The sequence below is a fragment of the Martinezella sp. CNPSo 3959 genome (genome assembly GCF_057784355.1).
Genome location: NZ_JBXSOV010000002.1, coordinates 39,497 through 57,250 on the forward strand (window position 1 = coordinate 39,497; position 17,754 = coordinate 57,250).

Consider the following 17,754-nt stretch of genomic DNA (forward strand, 5'->3'; position numbering starts at 1 on the left):
TTTAAGTTGTCTGTCTTCCCCCGGTCACAATTCTTTGAAGAAAGTTGGCCAACCGTGCCTTGTTAGCGGCAAGCTGCCGTTATATCGCATGAAACATTCGAAGCCTCTTTAACGACGGGTGACTCTATGCCGATGTCCGACATGCTCTTGACCAAACGCCATCTGCTGGGCGGCTCTGCCGTTGCAGCCCTCTCCGTGGCGTTCTCTGCCGTTGCCGGCACCGCATCCGCCGCGACTGCCGAAGATGAAGTGCCGCCGTCCGACGGCAATGTCGACATGAACGAAGTGCTGAAGCCCGGCCCGCTGCCGGAGATCGCGCTCGGCAAGGAAGATGCGCCCGTCAAGATCGTCGAATACATGTCGCTGACCTGCCCGCACTGCGCGCATTTTGCCGTCACGACTTTCGACACGATCAAGCAGAAATACATCGATACGGGCAAGGTTCGCTTCATCATCCGCGAATTCCCGTTCGATCCGCGCGCTGCTGCAGCCTTCATGCTGGCGCGTTGCGCCCCGCAGGAACAGTACATGCCGATGGTCGAAATGCTGTTCAAGCAGCAGATCGCCTGGGCCTCGCCTGACGTCGACGGCCGCGCGGCATTGCTCCAGATGTCGAAACTCGCTGGTTTTACTGAGGATAGCTTCACGAAATGCTTGACGAACCAGAAGCTTCTGGATGATGTCAACTCTGTACGGGAACGCGCAGCCAAGGATTTCGGCGTGAATGCCACGCCGACCTTCCTGATCAATGGCAAGCGCTATGCAGGGGACATGTCTATTGCTGCCATGTCGAAGCTTATCGACAGCCTGCTCTGATCCGCGCCTTTTTACATCACAGGCGGGCGGCTGGGGCCGCACGCCTGTTTTTTATGACGTCCGCCTCCAGGGAGGAGGTTGCGCGGACCGCGCGAATGAGGATGATTTCCGGGGTGAACGCTTGATCGTTCCACCTCCCACCTCCAGTCCGATCCGCCCTCTCAAGGGAAGGGTGGAGATCAGCCTATGAAATTCAACAGGCTGAGACTCGTCGGCTTCAAATCCTTCGTCGAACCGGCGGAATTCGTCATCGAGCGCGGCCTGACCGGCGTCGTCGGCCCGAACGGTTGCGGCAAGTCCAATCTTGTCGAAGCACTGCGCTGGGTGATGGGCGAGAATTCCTACAAGAACATGCGCGCCTCCGGCATGGACGACGTGATCTTCTCCGGATCCGGCAACCGCCCGGCCCGTAACACCGCCGAAGTCGGCCTCTACCTCGATAATAGTGACCGCACCGCACCTGCCGCCTTCAACGACAGCGACGAAATTCAGGTCACGCGCCGCATCGAACGCGAGCAGGGCTCGGTCTATCGTATCAACGGCAAGGAAGCGCGCGCCAAGGATGTGCAGCTGCTGTTTGCCGATGCCTCCACTGGCGCCCGGTCGCCGTCCATGGTGGGGCAGGGGCGTATCGGCGAGCTGATCCAGGCAAAGCCTCAGGCCAGACGCCAGCTTCTGGAAGAGGCAGCAGGCATTTCCGGCCTGCATTCGCGCCGGCATGAAGCCGAGCTGCGTCTGCGTGCTGCCGAAAGCAATCTCGAGCGGCTTGACGATGTGACGTCGCAGCTCGAAAGCCAGATCGAAAGCCTGAAGCGTCAGGCGCGCCAGGCCAACCGTTTCAAGATGCTTTCCGCCGATATCCGCGCCCGCGAGGCCATGTTGCTGCATATCCGCTGGGTGCAGGCCAAGGAAGCCGAGGCCGAGGCCGATAGCGCGCTCAACCAGGCGACCGTGCTGGTCGCCGAAAAGGCGCAGATCCAGATGGAAGCGGCAAAGGCGCAGGGCATTGCCAGTTTCAAGCTGCCGGAACTGCGCGAGGATGAGGCAAAGGCCGCCGCCGCGCTGCAGCGTCTGCAGATCGCCCGCTCGCAGCTGGAGGAGGATGTCAACCGCATCCTGCGTCGGCGGGATGAATTGATCCGTCGGCTGGCACAGTTGGCGGAGGACATCAGCCGCGAACAGCGCCTTGTCGCCGATAACGCGTCCATCCTTGCCAAGCTGGACGCAGAAGAGGCTGATCTTGCTGACATCCTCGCCGATTCCGGCCGGCTCGCGGAAGAGACGCGTATCGCCTTCGAGGAAGCCGCTGCCAAGCTCGCCGACAGCGAGCGGGTTTTTACTGTTCTGACCGCAGAACGCGCCGAAGCTGCCGCCACCCGCAATCAACTGGAGCGCGCCATCCGCGATCTCGCCGATCGTAAGATGCGGCTCGAGCGGCAGGCCGGCGAAGCAAACAACGAGCTTGCCGCCATCGACGAAAAGATGTCGGATCTGCCCGACCCAAGCGAAAAGCGCGACATGGTCGAGGCGGCTGAGAATGTCGTCGCCGATGCGGAGGGCGAAATCCAGCGTATCGAAGCGGTTCTCGCCAGGGCGCGCGAAACCGAGGCGCTGTCCCGCGGTCCGGTCGAGCAGGCGCGGGCGCATCTGAACGCGCTCGAAACCGAAGCGCGCACCATTTCCAAGATGCTGGCGGCGGGTGATACTTCCGGTGCTTTTTCATCCGTGGCTGAGGAGCTGCGCGTCGACCGTGGTTTCGAGACGGCACTTGGCGCAGCGCTCGGGGACGATCTGGAATCCTCGCTCGATTCCAAGGCGCCGGTCTATTGGTCCGACAATGGCAGTGGTGCCGGCGACCCGGCTCTGCCGGAAGGTGCCGCCCCCTTGATTACCCATGTCGGCGCGCCGGCGGCACTGACGCGGCGCCTGCGGCAGATCGGCATTGTTTCGGTGGAAGATGCGCTGCGACTGATGCCCGAGCTGAAGCCGGGGCAGCGGCTGGTGACCAGGGACGGCGCCGTGTTCCGCTGGGATGGCCATGTGACCGGAGCGGATGCGCCGAGCGCGGCTGCCCTGCGGCTCGCCCAGAAGAATCGTCTTTCCGAGTTGGAGGCCGAAGCCGAGCTTGCGCGTGATGTGCTAGCCGAGGCCGAGGAGCGCCTTGCGGCAGCCGCCGATGCGATCCGGGCCGAAGAGGGTCGTTTGGCCACCGCCCGCGACGCCAGCCGCCTTGCCGCCCGGCATCTGGCCGAGGCGCGCGAAGCGCTCGCTGCAGCGGAGCGCGCGTCCGGCGATCTCATCCGCCGTCGCGACGTCATCGTCGAGGCCGTCAGCCGGCTGCAGGAGCAGCTGGAAGATGTGGCTGTGCAGGATGAGAATGCCCGCATCGAACTGGAAGATGCGCCGAATCTCGACGCTATCGATCTGAAGCTGCGCGACCAGCAGGCTGAAGTCGCGACGGATCGCGGCGTCCTGGCCGAAGCTCGGGCGCGACACGAAGGCCTGAACCGCGAAAACGAGGCGCGGCAGCGCCGTCTTCTGGCGATCCGGCAGGAGCGCGATACCTGGCGCCAGCGCGCTGCCAGCGCCGAGGAGCACATTCAGACGCTGCGCGACCGTGAGGAGGAAGCGCGAGACGAAGCGGCCGAACTCGATCTCGCCCCCGATGAATTCGATGACAAGCGTCGCGCCTTGATGAATGAGCTTCAGAAGGCGGAGGAGGCTCGACGCCATGCTGCCGATCGTCTTGCCGAAGCGGAGGTCGTTCAGCGCGAGGCCGATCGTCATGCGACCACGGCCCTCTCCGAACTGGCGGAAAGCCGTGAGAAGCGCGGCCGCGTCGAGGAGCGGCTGGTCTCGGCGCGCGAACGGCGGCAGGAAAGCGAATTGCGCATCCGCCAGTCCCTGAATGTCGAGCCGCATGAAGCCATGCGCCTGACCGGCCTTTCGCCATCGCAGAATGTACCTGATCTCCGTGAAGTCGAACGCGAGCTGGAGCGGCTGAAGATCGAGCGCGAGCGTCTTGGCGCCGTCAATCTGCGTGCCGAGGAGGAGAGCAAGGAGCTGACGGAGCGGCTGCAGGCGCTGATCAAGGAGCGCGACGACGTTATCGACGCCATCCGGAAGCTGCGCGGCGCGATTCAGAGCCTCAATCGCGAGGGCCGCGAACGTCTGATCGCTGCCTTCGACGTCGTCAATGCGCAGTTCCAGCGCCTGTTCACCCATCTTTTCGGCGGCGGCACCGCGGAACTGCAGCTGATTGAGTCGGACGATCCGCTGGAGGCCGGCCTCGAAATTCTCGCCCGCCCGCCCGGCAAGAAGCCGCAGACCATGACGCTGCTTTCGGGCGGCGAGCAGGCGCTGACGGCCATGGCGCTGATCTTTGCGGTGTTCCTCACCAATCCCGCGCCGATCTGCGTTTTGGACGAAGTGGACGCTCCGCTCGATGACCACAATGTCGAGCGCTACTGTAACCTCATGGACGAAATGGCGGCCTCCACCGAGACCCGCTTCGTGGTCATCACCCACAATCCGATCACCATGGCCCGCATGAATCGGCTCTTCGGCGTGACCATGGCGGAGCAAGGCGTCTCCCAGCTCGTGTCCGTCGATCTGCAGACCGCCGAGCGGCTGCGCGAAATCGCTTGAGCTGCTCCACGTCTGGATTGAGAAAACTGTTCCCGTTTCGACAAGAAATTGCTGCGTCGGCTGCCGCGCATCATGAAAGCATGCTAGTTTCGTATTTCGATCAACAACATGGGCGCTGATCCGCCCGGAAGGGAAGTATGTCTGACTCGACTGGCGGTATTTTCGATGTTCTCGGAATACTTGCCGTATTGCTGCTCGTCGCTGCCAACGGCTTTTTCGTTGCGGCGGAGTTCTCTCTGGTGTCCGTTCGCCGCAGTCGCGTGACGGAACTCGTCGCCGAAGGGCGGATGAATTCCAAGGCGCTGCAGAAGGCGGTCGATAATCTCGATGCCAATCTGGCGGCCACGCAGCTCGGCATCACCATTTCCTCGCTGGCGCTTGGCTGGGTCGGTGAACCCGCTCTTGCTCATCTGCTCGAACCTCTGCTCGATTTTCTCCCCGGAACGTGGGCTGCGGCCGGATCGCATGCGATCGCCGTTGCCATTTCCTTCATCATCATAACAGCGCTTCATATCGTGCTTGGTGAACTCGCGCCGAAGAGCCTGGCATTGCAGCGCAGCGAGGGCACGGCTCTTGGTGTCGTGCGGCCGCTTGGCCTGTTCCTCTTCTTGCTGCGTCCGGCAATCACCGTCCTGAACGGCCTTGGCAATCTCGTTCTTCGTCTCTTCGGCCTGCGCCCCGGTGCCGGCGAGGGGTCGTTGCATTCGCCCGCCGAGATCAAGCTCCTGATCGCTGAAAGCCAGGAGGCGGGCCTGTTGGAACAGGCGCAGCAGGATCTGGTCGAGCGCGTCTTCAACATCGGCGACCGCGATGTCTCCGACATCATGACGCCGCGGCTGGAGGTCGAATGGATCGATGCCGAAGATCCGCCGGAGGAAATGCAGAAGACCATCCGCGAAAGCCGCTTCGAGCAGCTTCTCGTTGGCCGCGGCTCGATCGACGAGCCGATCGGTATGATTCTGAAGAAGGATCTGCTCGACCAGCTTCTGAACGGCGAACCGCTGAACCCGATGGCCGTCATCCGCCAGCCGCTGGTCGTTCATGAGTCAACGGCCGTCTTCAAGGTGCTGGAAAACTTCAAGCGCGCGCCGGTCCGCCTCGCCATGGTGATCGACGAATATGGCAGCCTCGAAGGCATCGTCACCCAGACGGATCTGCTGGAAGCGATCGCCGGCGACCTGCCCGATATGGACAACGACACGCCCGATGTCGTCGAGCGGGCCGACGGATCGCTGCTGATGGAAGGCATGATGCCCGTCTATGACGCCTTTGCGCGGCTGGGGCTTCGCTTCAGCGAGGAGGAGGTCAATTTCCATACGCTCGCGGGCTTTGCACTCTATCAGCTCGGCCATCTGCCCGAGGTGGGTGAAAGCTTCTCCTTCGGCGACTGGCATTTCGAGATCGTCGATCTCGACGGCATGCGCATCGACAAGATTCTGGCCCGGCGCGAACCGCAAGCTTAGCCATCAAGTCGCTCTGGATGGACCCGGAGGCTCTCGATTTCGATCAATCGGTTGAAATCGGGAGCATTCAGGGCATATTTATTGTGCAGTGCAACATTTTGCCATATTTGTCGATTTTCATTTGTACTGCAGTGAATTAAGTTCAACCGGAGGAGTTGGACGGAGACAATGACGAATTGGGTCTATACATTCGGCGACGGCAAGGCCGAGGGGGGCGCCGGCGATTTTGAGCGGCTCGGCGGCAAGGGCGCAAATCTTGCGGAAATGTGCAATCTCGGCCTGCCGGTTCCGCCGGGCCTGACGATCGTCAGCGACGTCTGCACCTTCTATTACAAGAATAGCCGCAAGATTCCCGAAGAGCTGAAGCCGCAGGTCATGCGGGGTTTGCAGCGGATGGAGGCCATTACCGGACGCAGGTTCGGCGATACCGCGCGGCCGCTGCTGGTTTCCGTGCGTTCCGGCGGCCGTGCCTCGATGCCGGGCATGATGGATACCGTCCTCAATCTCGGCCTCAACGACGCCACGGTGCAGGCCCTCGGCCATGATGCCGGGGACGCGCGCTTTGCCTGGGACAGCTACCGCCGCTTCATCCAGATGTATGCCGATGTCGTCATGGGCCTCGACAACGAGGTCTTCGAAGAGATTCTCGAGGATGAAAAGGCGCGCTTCGGCCATGAGTTCGATACGGATCTCACCGCCGTCGAATGGCAGCATGTCGTCTCGATCTACAAGAGCGTCATCGAGGAAGAGTTGGGCGAAGCCTTTCCGCAGGAGCCGGAGGTTCAGCTCTGGGGCGCTGTCGGTGCCGTTTTTGCCAGCTGGATGAATGCGCGCGCCGTCACCTATCGCCAATTGCACAATATTCCCGAGGCATGGGGAACCGCCGTCAACATTCAGGCGATGGTGTTCGGCAATCTCGGCAACTCGTCCGCGACAGGCGTTGCTTTTACGCGCAATCCATCGACGGGGGAGAAGGAGCTTTACGGCGAATTCCTCGTCAATGCGCAGGGCGAAGATGTCGTTGCCGGCATCCGCACGCCGCAAAGTATTACGGAAGTCGCCCGCATCGCCTCCGGCTATGAAAAGCCGTCGATGGAAAAGCTGATGCCGGAAGCCTTTGCCGAGTTCCGCAGCATCTGCGCGCAGCTGGAAGCGCATTACCGCGACGTGCAGGATCTGGAGTTCACCATCGAGCGCGGCAAGCTCTGGATGCTGCAGACCCGCAATGCCAAGCGAACCACCAAGGCGGCGATGAAGATCGCCGTCGACATGGTCGACGAGGGGCTGATTACCGAAGACGAGGCGGTTTCCCGCATCGATCCGACGTCGCTGGATCAGCTTCTGCATCCGACGATCGACCCGCGCGTCCCCCGCGAGGTCATCGGCTCCGGTCTCCCAGCATCGCCGGGTGCGGCGACGGGCGAAATCGTGTTCACCGCAGAAGAGGCGATCGTTGCCGAGGAAGAAGGCCGCAAGGCGATCCTCGTGCGGATCGAGACGAGCCCTGAAGATATTCATGGCATGCATGCCGCCGAGGCGATCCTAACCACCCGCGGCGGCATGACGAGCCACGCGGCCGTCGTTGCCCGCGGCATGGGCATTCCCTGCGTTGTCGGCGCCGGAACCATGCGCATCGACATTCGCAATGAAAAGCTGATCGGCATCGGCGTCACCTTGAAGAAGGGCGACATCGTCACGATAGACGGCTCCACCGGCCAGGTGCTGAAGGGCGAAGTGCCCATGATCCAGCCGGAGCTTTCGGGCGATTTCGGGCGCATCATGGCCTGGGCAGACCGCTCGCGCCGCATGACGGTGCGCACCAATGCCGACACGCCTGCCGACGCACGGGCTGCTCGCTCTTTCGGCGCCGAGGGCATCGGCCTTTGCCGCACCGAGCACATGTTCTTCGAAGGCGACCGTATCCATGTGATGCGCGAGATGATCCTTGCGGAGGACGAAGCGGGGCGCCGTGCCGCCCTTGCCAAGCTCATGCCGATGCAGCGGCTCGATTTCACCGGCCTGTTCACCATCATGCATGGCCTGCCGGTAACGATCCGCCTGCTCGATCCGCCGCTGCACGAATTCCTGCCGAAGACGGATGAGGAGATCGCCGAAGTGGCCGGGATCATGAGCATGGAGCCTACCGCGCTGCGCCAGCGGGTCGATGCGCTGCACGAGTTCAATCCCATGCTCGGCCATCGCGGCTGCCGGTTGGCGATTTCTTATCCGGAGATCGTCGAAATGCAGGCACGCGCCATTTTCGAGGCCGCGGTTCTCGCCGCGCGCGAAACAGGCGCGGCGGTCGTGCCGGAAATCATGGTGCCGCTGGTCGGTCTGCGCTCTGAGCTGGATTACGTCAAGGCCCGCATCGATGAGGTGGCGCGCGCCGTCATGACCGAAGCGAAGATGAAGATCGACTATCTCGTCGGCACGATGATCGAGCTGCCGCGCGCAGCCTTGCGCGCCCATATCATCGCGGAGGCTGCCGAGTTTTTCTCCTTCGGCACGAACGACCTGACCCAGACGACATTCGGCATGTCACGCGATGACGCCGCTGCCTTCATTCCGACCTATCAGCGCAAGGGCATCATCGAGCACGACCCCTTTATTTCGCTCGATTTCGATGGTGTCGGGGAACTCATTCGCATAGCGTCGGAGCGCGGCCGCCGCACGCGCAACGACATGAAGCTCGGCATCTGCGGCGAGCATGGCGGCGACCCCGCCTCGATCCATTTCTGCGAGGATATCGGGCTGGACTACGTGTCCTGTTCCCCCTTCCGCGTGCCGATTGCGCGGCTTGCGGCGGCGCAGGCGGCGATCAAAGGGCGGGCGTGATTTTCCAAATCTGGATGTTCGTGGATCAGTGGCGCCAGTAGCCGCGATGATAGTAATATCCCGGGCCGCCAACGACGACGGTCGGACCCCAGAAGAAGTCGTCATTGCTTTCCATGAAAGCCCGCTGATCCGCGCGCCGGCTAAGATCCTGATTCATCAGGCAATTGGCAAAATTCTGGCTGCTTGGCTTGAAGCCATAACCGCTGCATCTGGACTCGTCGGCTGCTCGAATTTGCTCGGCCGTCTGGCAGGAGGAGAGCACAAGCATGATGGCGAGGAGAGATAGTACGGAAGCTGCGATACGCATGACATGTTATCCTGAATGCGGATTTACAGGCAAAAACTATAGCGCCGCGCGTGGTGGCGCGAAAGGCGTATTCCGCCGCAGGCAGGGTTGCTTATGCTGCTTCCCTCGGCTTTGCCGGCATCCGCTGCAAGAGATCGACGAAGGCATCGGCGAAGCGCAGCAGATGCTCGGTCTCCCCGTCGGGTTGCAGGAGGCGGATTTCCGCGCCATCTTCGTCGAGCGCGGCAAAGAGGGTGCGCATCGTCGCGTCTCCTTCCGGAATTCGCAGCACCGCCAATCTGCGGCAATCCGGTATCAGCCCTTCAGCCGGCAGATCGAACAGGAAATCGCCCTGTACGGCCGAAGCGGCCTTGCGCACGGCTTCGCAGAAGCCGGGCTCGCCACCGGAAAAACCCTCGAGCGAAAGCTCCAGTTCAAGCAGTTCCAGCGGCAGAAACGGGTCGCTCGCTTCGGCTCCGGTAATCGCTACTCCCGGCAGCGACTGGGCCGCGACGTCTTGAGAAAGCATCGGTTCCATCTCATCAAGTCCTTTCACAGCCTCGATAAAACGCTAAAGAATGGCCTTTTTTAGGAATTTAAGCAAGTGCTCACGTTTTTGGTCTAGGCGTTACTGGTTTGAGCTTCGACAAAACATTGGACGACGATGCCGTGACATTCGATTTATTTTCGGCACTTCTTGATCTAAACATAAGTCGCTTTCCGGGATTCGGTGCATCCGGCTTCCGATCCGACGCGCCGAAGAGCCTTTGATGACCATTCGTTTCGACCGTCCTGTTTCACATGCCGCCCGTGCCGCGCGTTTGATCGCTTCATTTGCATTGGTGCTCTGTGGCGTGACGCTGATCGGCCACCGTTTTGCGCCGCTGGAAACGCCTTATTTCGTCCTGCTGCTACTGATTTCTGCCGGCTGCGCGATCCTGGCGGTGCTGCTGGCGCTGGTCGGGCTGGCGCAGCTCTGGCAGAGCGCTGCCATCGGCGGCGTCTCCGCCGTCAAGGCGCTTGTCTATGCCGCTCTGCCGCTCGCCATTCTCGGCCTCGGTGTTGAGCGCTACTGGACGCGCCCGCACATCTATGAGATTTCGACCGACCTCAACGATCCGCCGGACTGGCTGGCGACCCCGGATGCGCGGCAACTGTGGCTGCCGCCGCGCCATCTGGTCACGCAGCAGGAACGCGAGGCGCAGTTCGAGGCCTATCCCGCGTTGATCAGTCGGCGTTATGAAGGTGCGTCCGACCGCGTGTTGGAAGCGGTGCGCAAGGTCGCGCATGATCGCCACATCACCATCGTCAAGGCTGAAGGCGCCGATGTCGCGGACCCGAACGGCAACGTGAAGCCGAAACGCCGTACACGCCCGCAGACTGTCAATCCGGCGCAGGGTGACAGTGTAGCCGGCGATGTGCCTGCCATCGTTCCCGTGCCGACCCCGCGTCCTTTCCGTGATGGAGTGGCGGAACTCATCCGCCAGAATACCGACGTGATCCTGCAGGGTGAAACACGAACCCGCATCTTCGGCCTGCCATGCGATATATTGATCCGCATTCGCGAGGAGGCGGAAACGACGCTCGTCGATATTCGGGTCGCCTCCCGCTATGGCCAGGATGATCTCGGCGTCAGCGCCGATCTGGCCGATGACTATTTAAAGGCACTGGATGCGGAACTGCTCGGCATCGCCGGAAGCTGAGATGATTCAAGCCGGACGATAGGCGCCCAGGAGCGCCGGCGGTCCATCGGTTTCCACCTGACCCTTCTCGACCAGGTCTTCCAGATGTGCCAGCACCGAAAGGGCGGCTGCGCCATGCAGGCGCGGGTCGGTATCGCGATAGATGGCTTTCACCATGTCCGGGATCAGCCGGTCGCCGGCCTTGATGCGCTCCAGCACGGCGCGCTCGCGCATGCGGCGGTGGGTTCTGAGGCCGCGCATGAAGGAGGCCGGCTCCTTTACCGGACCGCCGTGGCCGGGCAGAAACAGCCGGTCGTCGCGGGCAAGAAGACGTTCCAGCGAGGTCATATAATCCGCCATCGAACCATCCGGCGGCGCGACGATCGAGGTCGCCCAGGCCATGACATGATCGGCCGAGAAGACGATGCCTGTGCCATCGAGCGCGAAACAGGCGTGGTTCGCCGTATGGCCCGGCGCCAGCAGCGCCGTCAGCTGCCAGCCGTCTCCGGCGACGCTTTGGCCATCGGCAAGCACGATGTCGGGCTGAAACTCCATGTCGGAGCTTTCGGCAAAAGGATTAACCTCGCCCTGATGGAGCGGGCGCGCAGCACGGTGCGGCCCTTCGCCGACGGTCAGTGCCCCCGTTGCCTCCTTCAATCGCTTGGCCAGCGGCGAGTGATCGCGATGGGTGTGGCTGACGAAGATATGCGTGACCTCGCGCCCCTTCAGCGCCGCCATCAGGGCAGCGAAATGCTCATCACTCTCCGGACCGGGATCGATGACGGCGACGGAGGAGGTGCCGACGATGTAGCTGTTGGTGCCGTGGAACGTGAAGGCGCTGGGATTGTTGACCGTCATCCGCTCGATGCCGGGCGCAATGGGAACGGCCCGGCCATAGGCGGGTTCGAAGGCGAGGTCGAAGTCTGGTGTGCTCATGATTACTTGTATTCGATTTCGATGAATGACATCGGCTCGGTGCCGGCATTGACGACATTGTGCTCGGCGCCTGCCTCACGCCGATAGGCGGCGCCCTTGGCAATATCGACCCGCCTGTTGCCGCCCGGCTCCTCCAGCAGAAACTGGCAATCGGTCATCGGCACCACGACATAGCCGAGGCCATGGACATGATGCCCGGTATCGGCGCCCGGCTCGAAATCCCAGCGGGTGATGCGGCAGACGGCATCGTCGAGAAGCACCGTGGGCAGGGCCGGCGGGCGGGCGCGAAACTGGCTCATCAAGCCTCCTTATTTCGAATGCGGTGCAGCAAGACCTATCATAGACGCCTGGAAAGCACACAGAAATATGCGTCCGTGCATCACTTAGTCATTGTAGCGCGATGCGACCTTTGCTAATCAGACGCCGGTTTGGCTGGCATGACAGCCATTTCCCATGTTGGGGCGTCGCCAAGCGGTAAGGCACCGGTTTTTGGTACCGGCATTCCCAGGTTCGAATCCTGGCGCCCCAGCCACACACCCTAAGATTATCCTAGAGTCCACCAACGCTCTGCTCCTTGCGACAAGAATATCTTTGCTGCGTTGGAGATATTGCCCTGCGAAGTTCTCGACTGGCAGCATCGTTATTTCATCCCTTAAATCTTGTTTGACCTTTCTCCTTCATTCTGATCGCCGTCATCTCGATACAGGCGATCATGAACCAGAAACCCGAGGAACTGCTGCTTTCCATCGTTGCCCCCTGCCACAATGAGGAGGAGGGGCTTGGCGAATTTTGCCGGCGGGCGGAGGCAACGGCGCGGGGCATCGCAGGCGAGGCCTTCGAGATTATCCTGGTGGATGACGGGTCGACCGATGGTACCTGGGAGGTGATCGCCTCGCTCGCGGCTGAGACGCCGCAGGTGCTCGGCGTGCGCCTCATGCGCAACCACGGCCATCAGCTGGCGGCCACCGCCGGCCTTGCCGCCTCACGCGGCGAGCGGGTGCTGTTGATCGATGCCGATCTTCAGGACCCGCCAGAACTGTTGCTGCTGATGATGCCGATCATGGATCGCGGCGCGGATGTCGTCTATGGCCAGCGCGTGCGGCGGCAGGGGGAGAGCTGGTTCAAGCTCACCTCGGCCTCGCTCTTCTACCGGCTGCTGTCGCGGCTCGCCTCGGTGGCGATCCCGCGCGATGTCGGCGATTTCAGGCTGATGCGCCGCCGCGTCGTCGATATCCTGCTGGCAATGCCGGAGCGGGATCGCTTCATCCGCGGTATGGTGAGCTGGATAGGCGGGAAGCAAGTGGCGCTGCCCTATGAACGTGATGCGCGCTTTGCTGGCACCACCAAATATCCGCTGCGCAAGATGATCAATTTCGCGCTCGATGCCATCACCAGCTTCTCCACCGTGCCTTTGCGCATCAGCACCTGGCTCGGCCTCGCCAGCGCCGGCTGCGCGGCCCTGCTGCTCGTCTATACGCTTATTCGCTGGTTTGCGGGCGAAACGATTGTCGGCTGGTCGAGCATCATGGCGGCCATCACCGCTTTCAGCGCCATTCAGCTCATCTGCATCGGCATTATCGGGGAATATGTCGGCCGCCTGGTGCAGGAGAACAAGCGGCGCCCGATGTTCATGATCGAAAGCCTGCTGCAGGGCGGCCGCTCGCTCGAGATCCGCGGCGACTTCTCCGATCTGGACGCAACGGGCAAACGGAGTGCGCTCGAACGCGCCTTAAGCGGCTTCGGCGAAACGGCTGACAACGCGGAGCAGGTGAGGGCGGTCCGCTGATGTCTCAGCCATCAGTAAATGCGCCGTCACCGGAAGATGCCGCCATCGCCAGGCAGAAGCCGGGTCTGGCGATTGCAGCCTTTCTGATTCTCGTTGTGATTTTCGTTATCGTCTTCAAATTTCCACCGATCCTCGACTATCCCAACCATTATGCACGCATGTGGCTGCTGGCCGGTGGCATCAACACGCCGCCCTTTCGCGAAATCTATGCGCTCGACTGGAACAGGACGTTCACCAATGTTGGCATCGATCTCGCCGCTTATTGGCTGGGGTCGCTGATCGGCGTCTCGCTGCTGGCGCGCAGCCTTCTCTTCCTGGCAATCGTGCTGCCGCCGCTCGGCGCGATCGCCTTGCACCGGCGCCTGCACGGCGGCGGCTATTACTGGCAGATCGGCATATTGTATTTCGCCTGGTGCGCGACGCTGATTGGTGGTTTCATCAATTTCCAGATCGGGCTCGGCATGGCGCTGCTTTTCGCGAGCGCCGACCACGCTCTGCAATCGCGCAATCCGGCCGTGCTGTTTGTTTGGCGCCTGTTCGCCGGCCTGCTGCTGACGGTCATGCATATCTTTTCGCTGGGCTTCTACATGGCGCTTGTCTGCGGTCTCGAATTCTCGCCGACGACGGCGGCCTTGAGATCGCCGGTCGCCTTCCTGCGCCTGTGCGGCAGGCTTCTGATCGCGATGCTCGCCTGCACACTGCCAGCGATTTGCCTGTTTCTCTACCAGCCCGTCTTGCCGGATGGCGGCGGCGGCCTGGATGCATCCTGGAACGATTCACTCGTTCTGATCCTGGCCAATCTCATATCGGCGCTGTGGAGCTATGCGCTGCTGGCCGACATGCTGCTCCTGATCCCGCTGATCCTCCTCTGCACCTATGCGACGCGCACGCGCCGTCTGACTATTCATGTTGGCATGGCAATCGCGGCCGCCGGCCTGCTGCTTCTGTCCTGCATCGCGCCGCGTCATATGCTCGGCACGGGCTGGATCAGCTGGCGCTTCCCGATCATGACAGCGCTTGCGGCCATGGTGATGATCTGCCCCATGCCGTGTCAGCCGCGTCGCCAGGCTCTGATCGTTATGTTCGTGCTCTCGACAGTCGTGCTCGGCCGAACCGCCTGGATCGGCTTCAACTGGTGGCAGGGAGATGCCGATGCCGCCGCCGTTCGGGCTGTGCTGGCGTCAGTGCCGGATGGCGCGGCAGTCCTGCCGGTTATGCGGCAGCCGAATGAGCACGGTTTTGCCGATCATCGCTATTTCGCCTGGAACCAGGATACGTTCCGGCATCTGCCGACTCTTGCTACCCCTTTCGCCCATGCCTTCGTGCCCACGCTCTTCACCGCCAAAGGCAAGCAGCCGTTGACGGTTTTGCCGCCCTGGAGCGGCATCGCCGTACCGGAAGGCAATCTGTTCTCCATAAGCCTGCTGGATTGCCCTGATGAAATCAGGGCCGTCAGCGCCATCGCGCCCTATCTCAGCGATTGGCGGCGGCACTTCGATTTCATTCTGCTCGTCAATGCAGATGTCGAGGATCGCTTCGGCGGTGCCACGCCGCAAGGTGTGAAGCTCGCCGCCGAAACGCCCTTTGCGAAACTCTATGCTATCGATAGGACCTTCATGTCGGCAGCCGATGCACCACCGCCAAAAAATTGCGCCGAGCTCGCCGCAGTAAACTAATAAAGTCTCAAACAAAAACAGGCAGCCCTCGCAGGCCGCCCGTTAACATTGTCTCGGGATGAAGCTTTTGGCCTCAGTCCGTTTGTTCAGCTTTTGCAGGCTTTTCCGATGGCGCCAGAAGCTCGGCGCAATAGGACGAACCGCTCACGCCCGGCTGGTCGCCGAGAATCTTGACCGAGCGGATTTCGTAGCTCTGGTTGGTGACGATGTCGGCCTTGCAGCTGAGGGAGCGCTTGCCGGCTTTCTTGCCTTCCTTGTTGACGACGGTGACGTTCTTGTAGCCGCCACGCCAGGTGTAGACGCGGTTGCCGCCTTCATCGCGGTCGGAGAGCGGCGGTCCGTAAGCCGCGAAGAAGCGGCCTGCAGACTGGCCCTGCCAGCGATCCTGAACGGGGTTCTTCGCGAGCAGCGGCAGGGCTGCTGTCGTTGTTGTCGTCGTGGTGCTGCAACCGGCCAGCGCCAGCAACAGTCCAGCCGCGGTGATCATGCGGATATTCATCGTGTCGTCCTTGAGCTTCTGTCACGCAAAGGTCGCGGAAAAGCCGCGCTGTCCCACGACATTTCCACCTGTCCCGCTTAGGGCTTTAGCGCCAAAGCCGGCAAAAGAAAATTCCTATCATTGTGTACAAACGGGATTTTACTTGATCTGTTGCGTCTTTTGCACGCCGGCATTTTCGGCCGCTGTTTCCTGCCGATTTTCTAGGCAGATGCGGGTGTAATTTTTTCGTCAAAAATCAAAAGGTTTTTTGAGATTGGTGCTTGTGCATCAAAAATGGCTGGTCTATAGAAGCGCCGCTGGTCACGGAGTGTAGCGCAGTCTGGTAGCGCACCACGTTCGGGACGTGGGGGTCGAGTGTTCGAATCACTCCACTCCGACCAGCTTAAAATATTGATCCTGTTCCCGAAAAATCTCCCGTTTAAGAATACTGTCTGGCTGGCTTGCGCAAGGCCGGAGTGGTTCCGCCAATATCGTCGCGGCATTTCCATCACGCCGTCCCGCTTCCGGCCGCGGGCCGTATGGAGTTTGCTACAATTCTTCTGGTGCCCGTCGGCCGTTTCCCCACTCCATCGGCTCACATTCAAACCACGTCTTAGATATGCTTTTGCAAAACCGGCTCTTTTTGTCGCCCGAAGCACCATGTACAAGGAAGAGGGACGTGCATCCGACTCAGGGCGAGAGTTCGGCTGGCAGGTGCTGGAGCGGAGTAACGGAATGGATCTTGTGGACGGGGTGGCCAGATTGGTTGGGGAGACGATCATGGGGTGGCGCCAGCGTAACGATGCTTTGCGCGGTGATGCTGTCGGGAAGAGATTGAGAATCGCAACCTTCTTTGGGGTGCTGGCGTTGAGCGCCGCATTTCTTCTAGGTTCCGGCGGTAGTATCCTGCGCGCCGGCGATTGCGGCAATGTCGCCGGGCCGGGACTGGATTGGAGTGGCTGCAGCAAGGCCAATATCATGCTGCAGAGCAGCGACCTGAAGGGCGCCAATCTGGCAGGCGCGCATTTCGACAGCACCGATCTCAGCGACACCAACCTGACCTCGGCCAATCTCGAAAAGGCTACCCTCGTGCGTGCCTGGCTGAAGAATGCCAAGGCCGATGGCGCCAACTTCGCTAAGATCGAGGCATACCGCTCCGATTTCAGCAACGCTACCGCCAACGGCGCGTCCTTTGCCAATGCCGAATTGCAGCGGGCCGAATTTGCCGGCGCACAGCTGAAGAACGCTGATTTCCAGAAAGCGGAGCTCGGCCGCGCCGATTTCGACAAGACCGTACTGACGGGGGCGAATTTCTCTTTCGCCAATCTCTCGCGCGCGACCTTGAACGGTGCGGTGATGGACGGGTCGACCTCCTTCAGCGGCGCCTTCATGTATCTGACGCGCATCGAGGGTCTCGATCTGTCGAACGCAAGCGGTCTGCAGCAGGCCCAGATCAATCTGGCTTGCGGGGACAATACGACCATATTGCCGTCTTGGCTGAAGGCGCCGTCCAGCTGGCCTTGCCCTCCCGACGATAAGGACTGATAGTCTCTCCAGGACGGAAACTTCGAAAGACCAAGCCGATGTTTGCAGAAAAAGCGGTCCGGCACGACAGCAAGCCCGAATTCTATCGAGAACTTGCGGATCAGCTGAAGGCCTTGCTTGACGGTGAGCACGATTGGATTGCCAACGCGGCCAATACCTCTGCATTGATCTACCAGATGCTGCCGGACCTCAATTGGGCGGGCTTCTATTTCCTTCAGCGGAAAGACGAGCTTGTGCTGGGGCCGTTCCAGGGAAAGCCAGCCTGCGTCCGCATTGCCGTCGGTCGCGGCGTCTGCGGGACGGCGGTCGAAAGGGCGCAGTCGATCCTCGTCGAGGACGTGCATGCCTTTCCCGGTCACATTGCCTGCGATGCGGCTTCGCGCTCGGAGCTGGTCGTGCCGCTCCTTCACAATGGAAAGGTCTTCGGCGTCATCGATCTCGACAGCCCGCTTCCCGGCCGCTTCGATGGTGACGATCAGGCCGGCATCGAGGCGCTTGCCGCGATTTATGCTGCCTCAAGCGAAGCGAATAGGTAAAGCGCGGGAAGGGCGGGGCGTCACGCCGTCGTGATGGATATGGCAAATCGATCATGCGATGCCTATA

General features: G+C 61.4%; 14 protein-coding genes and 2 tRNA genes. 11 read left to right on the top strand and 5 right to left on the bottom strand.

Annotated elements, in window-relative coordinates; translation table 11 throughout:
* Positions 1-126: 126 nt before the first annotated feature.
* From AC13RE_RS08160 to ppdK, 4 genes are all read left to right on the top strand, one after another.
* Positions 127-816: a DsbA family protein gene (locus AC13RE_RS08160; RefSeq protein WP_015339097.1), complete on the top strand. Its 690-nt coding sequence runs from the start codon at positions 127-129 to the stop codon at positions 814-816.
* Positions 817-1,002: 186 nt separating this feature from the next.
* Positions 1,003-4,464 carry a chromosome segregation SMC family protein gene (locus AC13RE_RS08165; protein ID WP_488562588.1) on the top strand — a complete coding sequence of 1,154 codons (3,462 nt, stop codon included), beginning with the start codon at positions 1,003-1,005 and terminating at the stop codon, positions 4,462-4,464.
* Positions 4,465-4,601: 137 nt separating this feature from the next.
* Positions 4,602-5,927, top strand: coding sequence for a hemolysin family protein (locus AC13RE_RS08170; protein ID WP_488562589.1), 1,326 nt, complete (start codon positions 4,602-4,604; stop codon positions 5,925-5,927).
* A gap of 168 nt (positions 5,928-6,095) precedes the next feature.
* Complete coding sequence (gene ppdK / locus AC13RE_RS08175) at positions 6,096-8,762, top strand: pyruvate, phosphate dikinase (protein ID WP_488562590.1); 2,667 nt, start codon at positions 6,096-6,098, stop codon at positions 8,760-8,762.
* Positions 8,763-8,787: 25 nt separating this feature from the next.
* On the opposite strand, the gene AC13RE_RS08180 is transcribed toward ppdK, so the two are convergent.
* Entirely contained in the window at positions 8,788-9,069 is a 282-nt protein-coding gene (locus AC13RE_RS08180; protein WP_488562591.1) for a hypothetical protein, read from the bottom strand.
* Between the two features lie 91 nt (positions 9,070-9,160).
* Positions 9,161-9,577, bottom strand: coding sequence for a hypothetical protein (locus AC13RE_RS08185; protein ID WP_488562592.1), 417 nt, complete (start codon positions 9,575-9,577; stop codon positions 9,161-9,163).
* A gap of 241 nt (positions 9,578-9,818) precedes the next feature.
* Between AC13RE_RS08185 and AC13RE_RS08190 the strand changes: the two genes are divergently transcribed.
* On the top strand, positions 9,819-10,751 hold the full coding sequence (locus AC13RE_RS08190; RefSeq protein ID WP_488483645.1) for a DUF1499 domain-containing protein: 933 nt from the start codon (positions 9,819-9,821) through the stop codon (positions 10,749-10,751).
* A 6-nt stretch (positions 10,752-10,757) separates the two neighbouring features.
* On the opposite strand, the gene AC13RE_RS08195 is transcribed toward AC13RE_RS08190, so the two are convergent.
* Together AC13RE_RS08195 and AC13RE_RS08200 are read right to left on the bottom strand one after the other, a co-directional pair.
* Positions 10,758-11,666: an MBL fold metallo-hydrolase gene (locus tag AC13RE_RS08195; RefSeq protein WP_488483644.1), complete on the bottom strand. Its 909-nt coding sequence runs from the start codon at positions 11,664-11,666 to the stop codon at positions 10,758-10,760.
* 2 nt (positions 11,667-11,668) lie between these two features.
* A complete protein-coding gene (locus AC13RE_RS08200; RefSeq protein WP_132716048.1) occupies positions 11,669-11,965 on the bottom strand; it encodes a cupin domain-containing protein in 297 nt (98 codons plus the stop codon).
* Between the two features lie 158 nt (positions 11,966-12,123).
* Here AC13RE_RS08200 and AC13RE_RS08205 point away from each other — a divergent pair.
* The 3 genes from AC13RE_RS08205 (at position 12,124) to AC13RE_RS08215 (ending at position 15,128) form a co-directional block, all read left to right on the top strand.
* Positions 12,124-12,198: transfer RNA gene (locus AC13RE_RS08205), tRNA-Gln, on the top strand.
* A 180-nt stretch (positions 12,199-12,378) separates the two neighbouring features.
* Positions 12,379-13,452 (top strand): glycosyltransferase family 2 protein, encoded by a 1,074-nt coding sequence (locus AC13RE_RS08210; protein WP_488562593.1) that lies wholly within the window; start codon positions 12,379-12,381, stop codon positions 13,450-13,452.
* Positions 13,452-15,128, top strand: a complete 1,677-nt coding sequence (locus tag AC13RE_RS08215) for a hypothetical protein (RefSeq protein ID WP_488562594.1) — start codon at positions 13,452-13,454, stop codon at positions 15,126-15,128. Before AC13RE_RS08210 ends, AC13RE_RS08215 begins: the two co-directional genes overlap by 1 nt.
* 73 nt (positions 15,129-15,201) lie before the next feature.
* Here AC13RE_RS08215 and AC13RE_RS08220 read toward each other — a convergent pair whose 3' ends face one another.
* Entirely contained in the window at positions 15,202-15,627 is a 426-nt protein-coding gene (locus AC13RE_RS08220; protein ID WP_488562595.1) for a hypothetical protein, read from the bottom strand.
* Positions 15,628-15,930: 303 nt separating this feature from the next.
* On the opposite strand from AC13RE_RS08220, the gene AC13RE_RS08225 reads away from it, so the two are divergent.
* From AC13RE_RS08225 to AC13RE_RS08235, 3 genes are all read left to right on the top strand, one after another.
* Positions 15,931-16,007, top strand: a tRNA-Pro gene (locus AC13RE_RS08225).
* Between the two features lie 334 nt (positions 16,008-16,341).
* A complete protein-coding gene (locus tag AC13RE_RS08230; protein WP_488562596.1) occupies positions 16,342-17,151 on the top strand; it encodes a pentapeptide repeat-containing protein in 810 nt (269 codons plus the stop codon).
* Positions 17,152-17,189: 38 nt separating this feature from the next.
* Positions 17,190-17,687 (top strand): GAF domain-containing protein, encoded by a 498-nt coding sequence (locus tag AC13RE_RS08235; protein WP_488562597.1) that lies wholly within the window; start codon positions 17,190-17,192, stop codon positions 17,685-17,687.
* Positions 17,688-17,754: the final 67 nt, after the last annotated feature.

Excerpts from the sequence above, each read along its gene's own strand:
- AC13RE_RS08195 (WP_488483644.1), bottom strand. The coding sequence starts at position 11,666 with ATGAGCACACCAGACTTCGACCTCGCCTTCGAACCCGCCTATGGCCGG.
- AC13RE_RS08210 (WP_488562593.1), top strand. The coding sequence starts at position 12,379 with ATGAACCAGAAACCCGAGGAACTGCTGCTTTCCATCGTTGCCCCCTGC.
- AC13RE_RS08190 (WP_488483645.1), top strand. The coding sequence starts at position 9,819 with ATGACCATTCGTTTCGACCGTCCTGTTTCACATGCCGCCCGTGCCGCG.
- AC13RE_RS08170 (WP_488562589.1), top strand. The coding sequence starts at position 4,602 with ATGTCTGACTCGACTGGCGGTATTTTCGATGTTCTCGGAATACTTGCC.
- ppdK (WP_488562590.1), top strand. The coding sequence starts at position 6,096 with ATGACGAATTGGGTCTATACATTCGGCGACGGCAAGGCCGAGGGGGGC.
- AC13RE_RS08185 (WP_488562592.1), bottom strand. The coding sequence starts at position 9,577 with ATGCTTTCTCAAGACGTCGCGGCCCAGTCGCTGCCGGGAGTAGCGATT.
- AC13RE_RS08165 (WP_488562588.1), top strand. The coding sequence starts at position 1,003 with ATGAAATTCAACAGGCTGAGACTCGTCGGCTTCAAATCCTTCGTCGAA.
- AC13RE_RS08160 (WP_015339097.1), top strand. The coding sequence starts at position 127 with ATGCCGATGTCCGACATGCTCTTGACCAAACGCCATCTGCTGGGCGGC.
- AC13RE_RS08230 (WP_488562596.1), top strand. The coding sequence starts at position 16,342 with ATGGATCTTGTGGACGGGGTGGCCAGATTGGTTGGGGAGACGATCATG.
- AC13RE_RS08215 (WP_488562594.1), top strand. The coding sequence starts at position 13,452 with ATGTCTCAGCCATCAGTAAATGCGCCGTCACCGGAAGATGCCGCCATC.
- AC13RE_RS08180 (WP_488562591.1), bottom strand. The coding sequence starts at position 9,069 with ATGCGTATCGCAGCTTCCGTACTATCTCTCCTCGCCATCATGCTTGTG.
- AC13RE_RS08200 (WP_132716048.1), bottom strand. The coding sequence starts at position 11,965 with ATGAGCCAGTTTCGCGCCCGCCCGCCGGCCCTGCCCACGGTGCTTCTC.
- AC13RE_RS08235 (WP_488562597.1), top strand. The coding sequence starts at position 17,190 with ATGTTTGCAGAAAAAGCGGTCCGGCACGACAGCAAGCCCGAATTCTAT.
- AC13RE_RS08220 (WP_488562595.1), bottom strand. The coding sequence starts at position 15,627 with ATGAATATCCGCATGATCACCGCGGCTGGACTGTTGCTGGCGCTGGCC.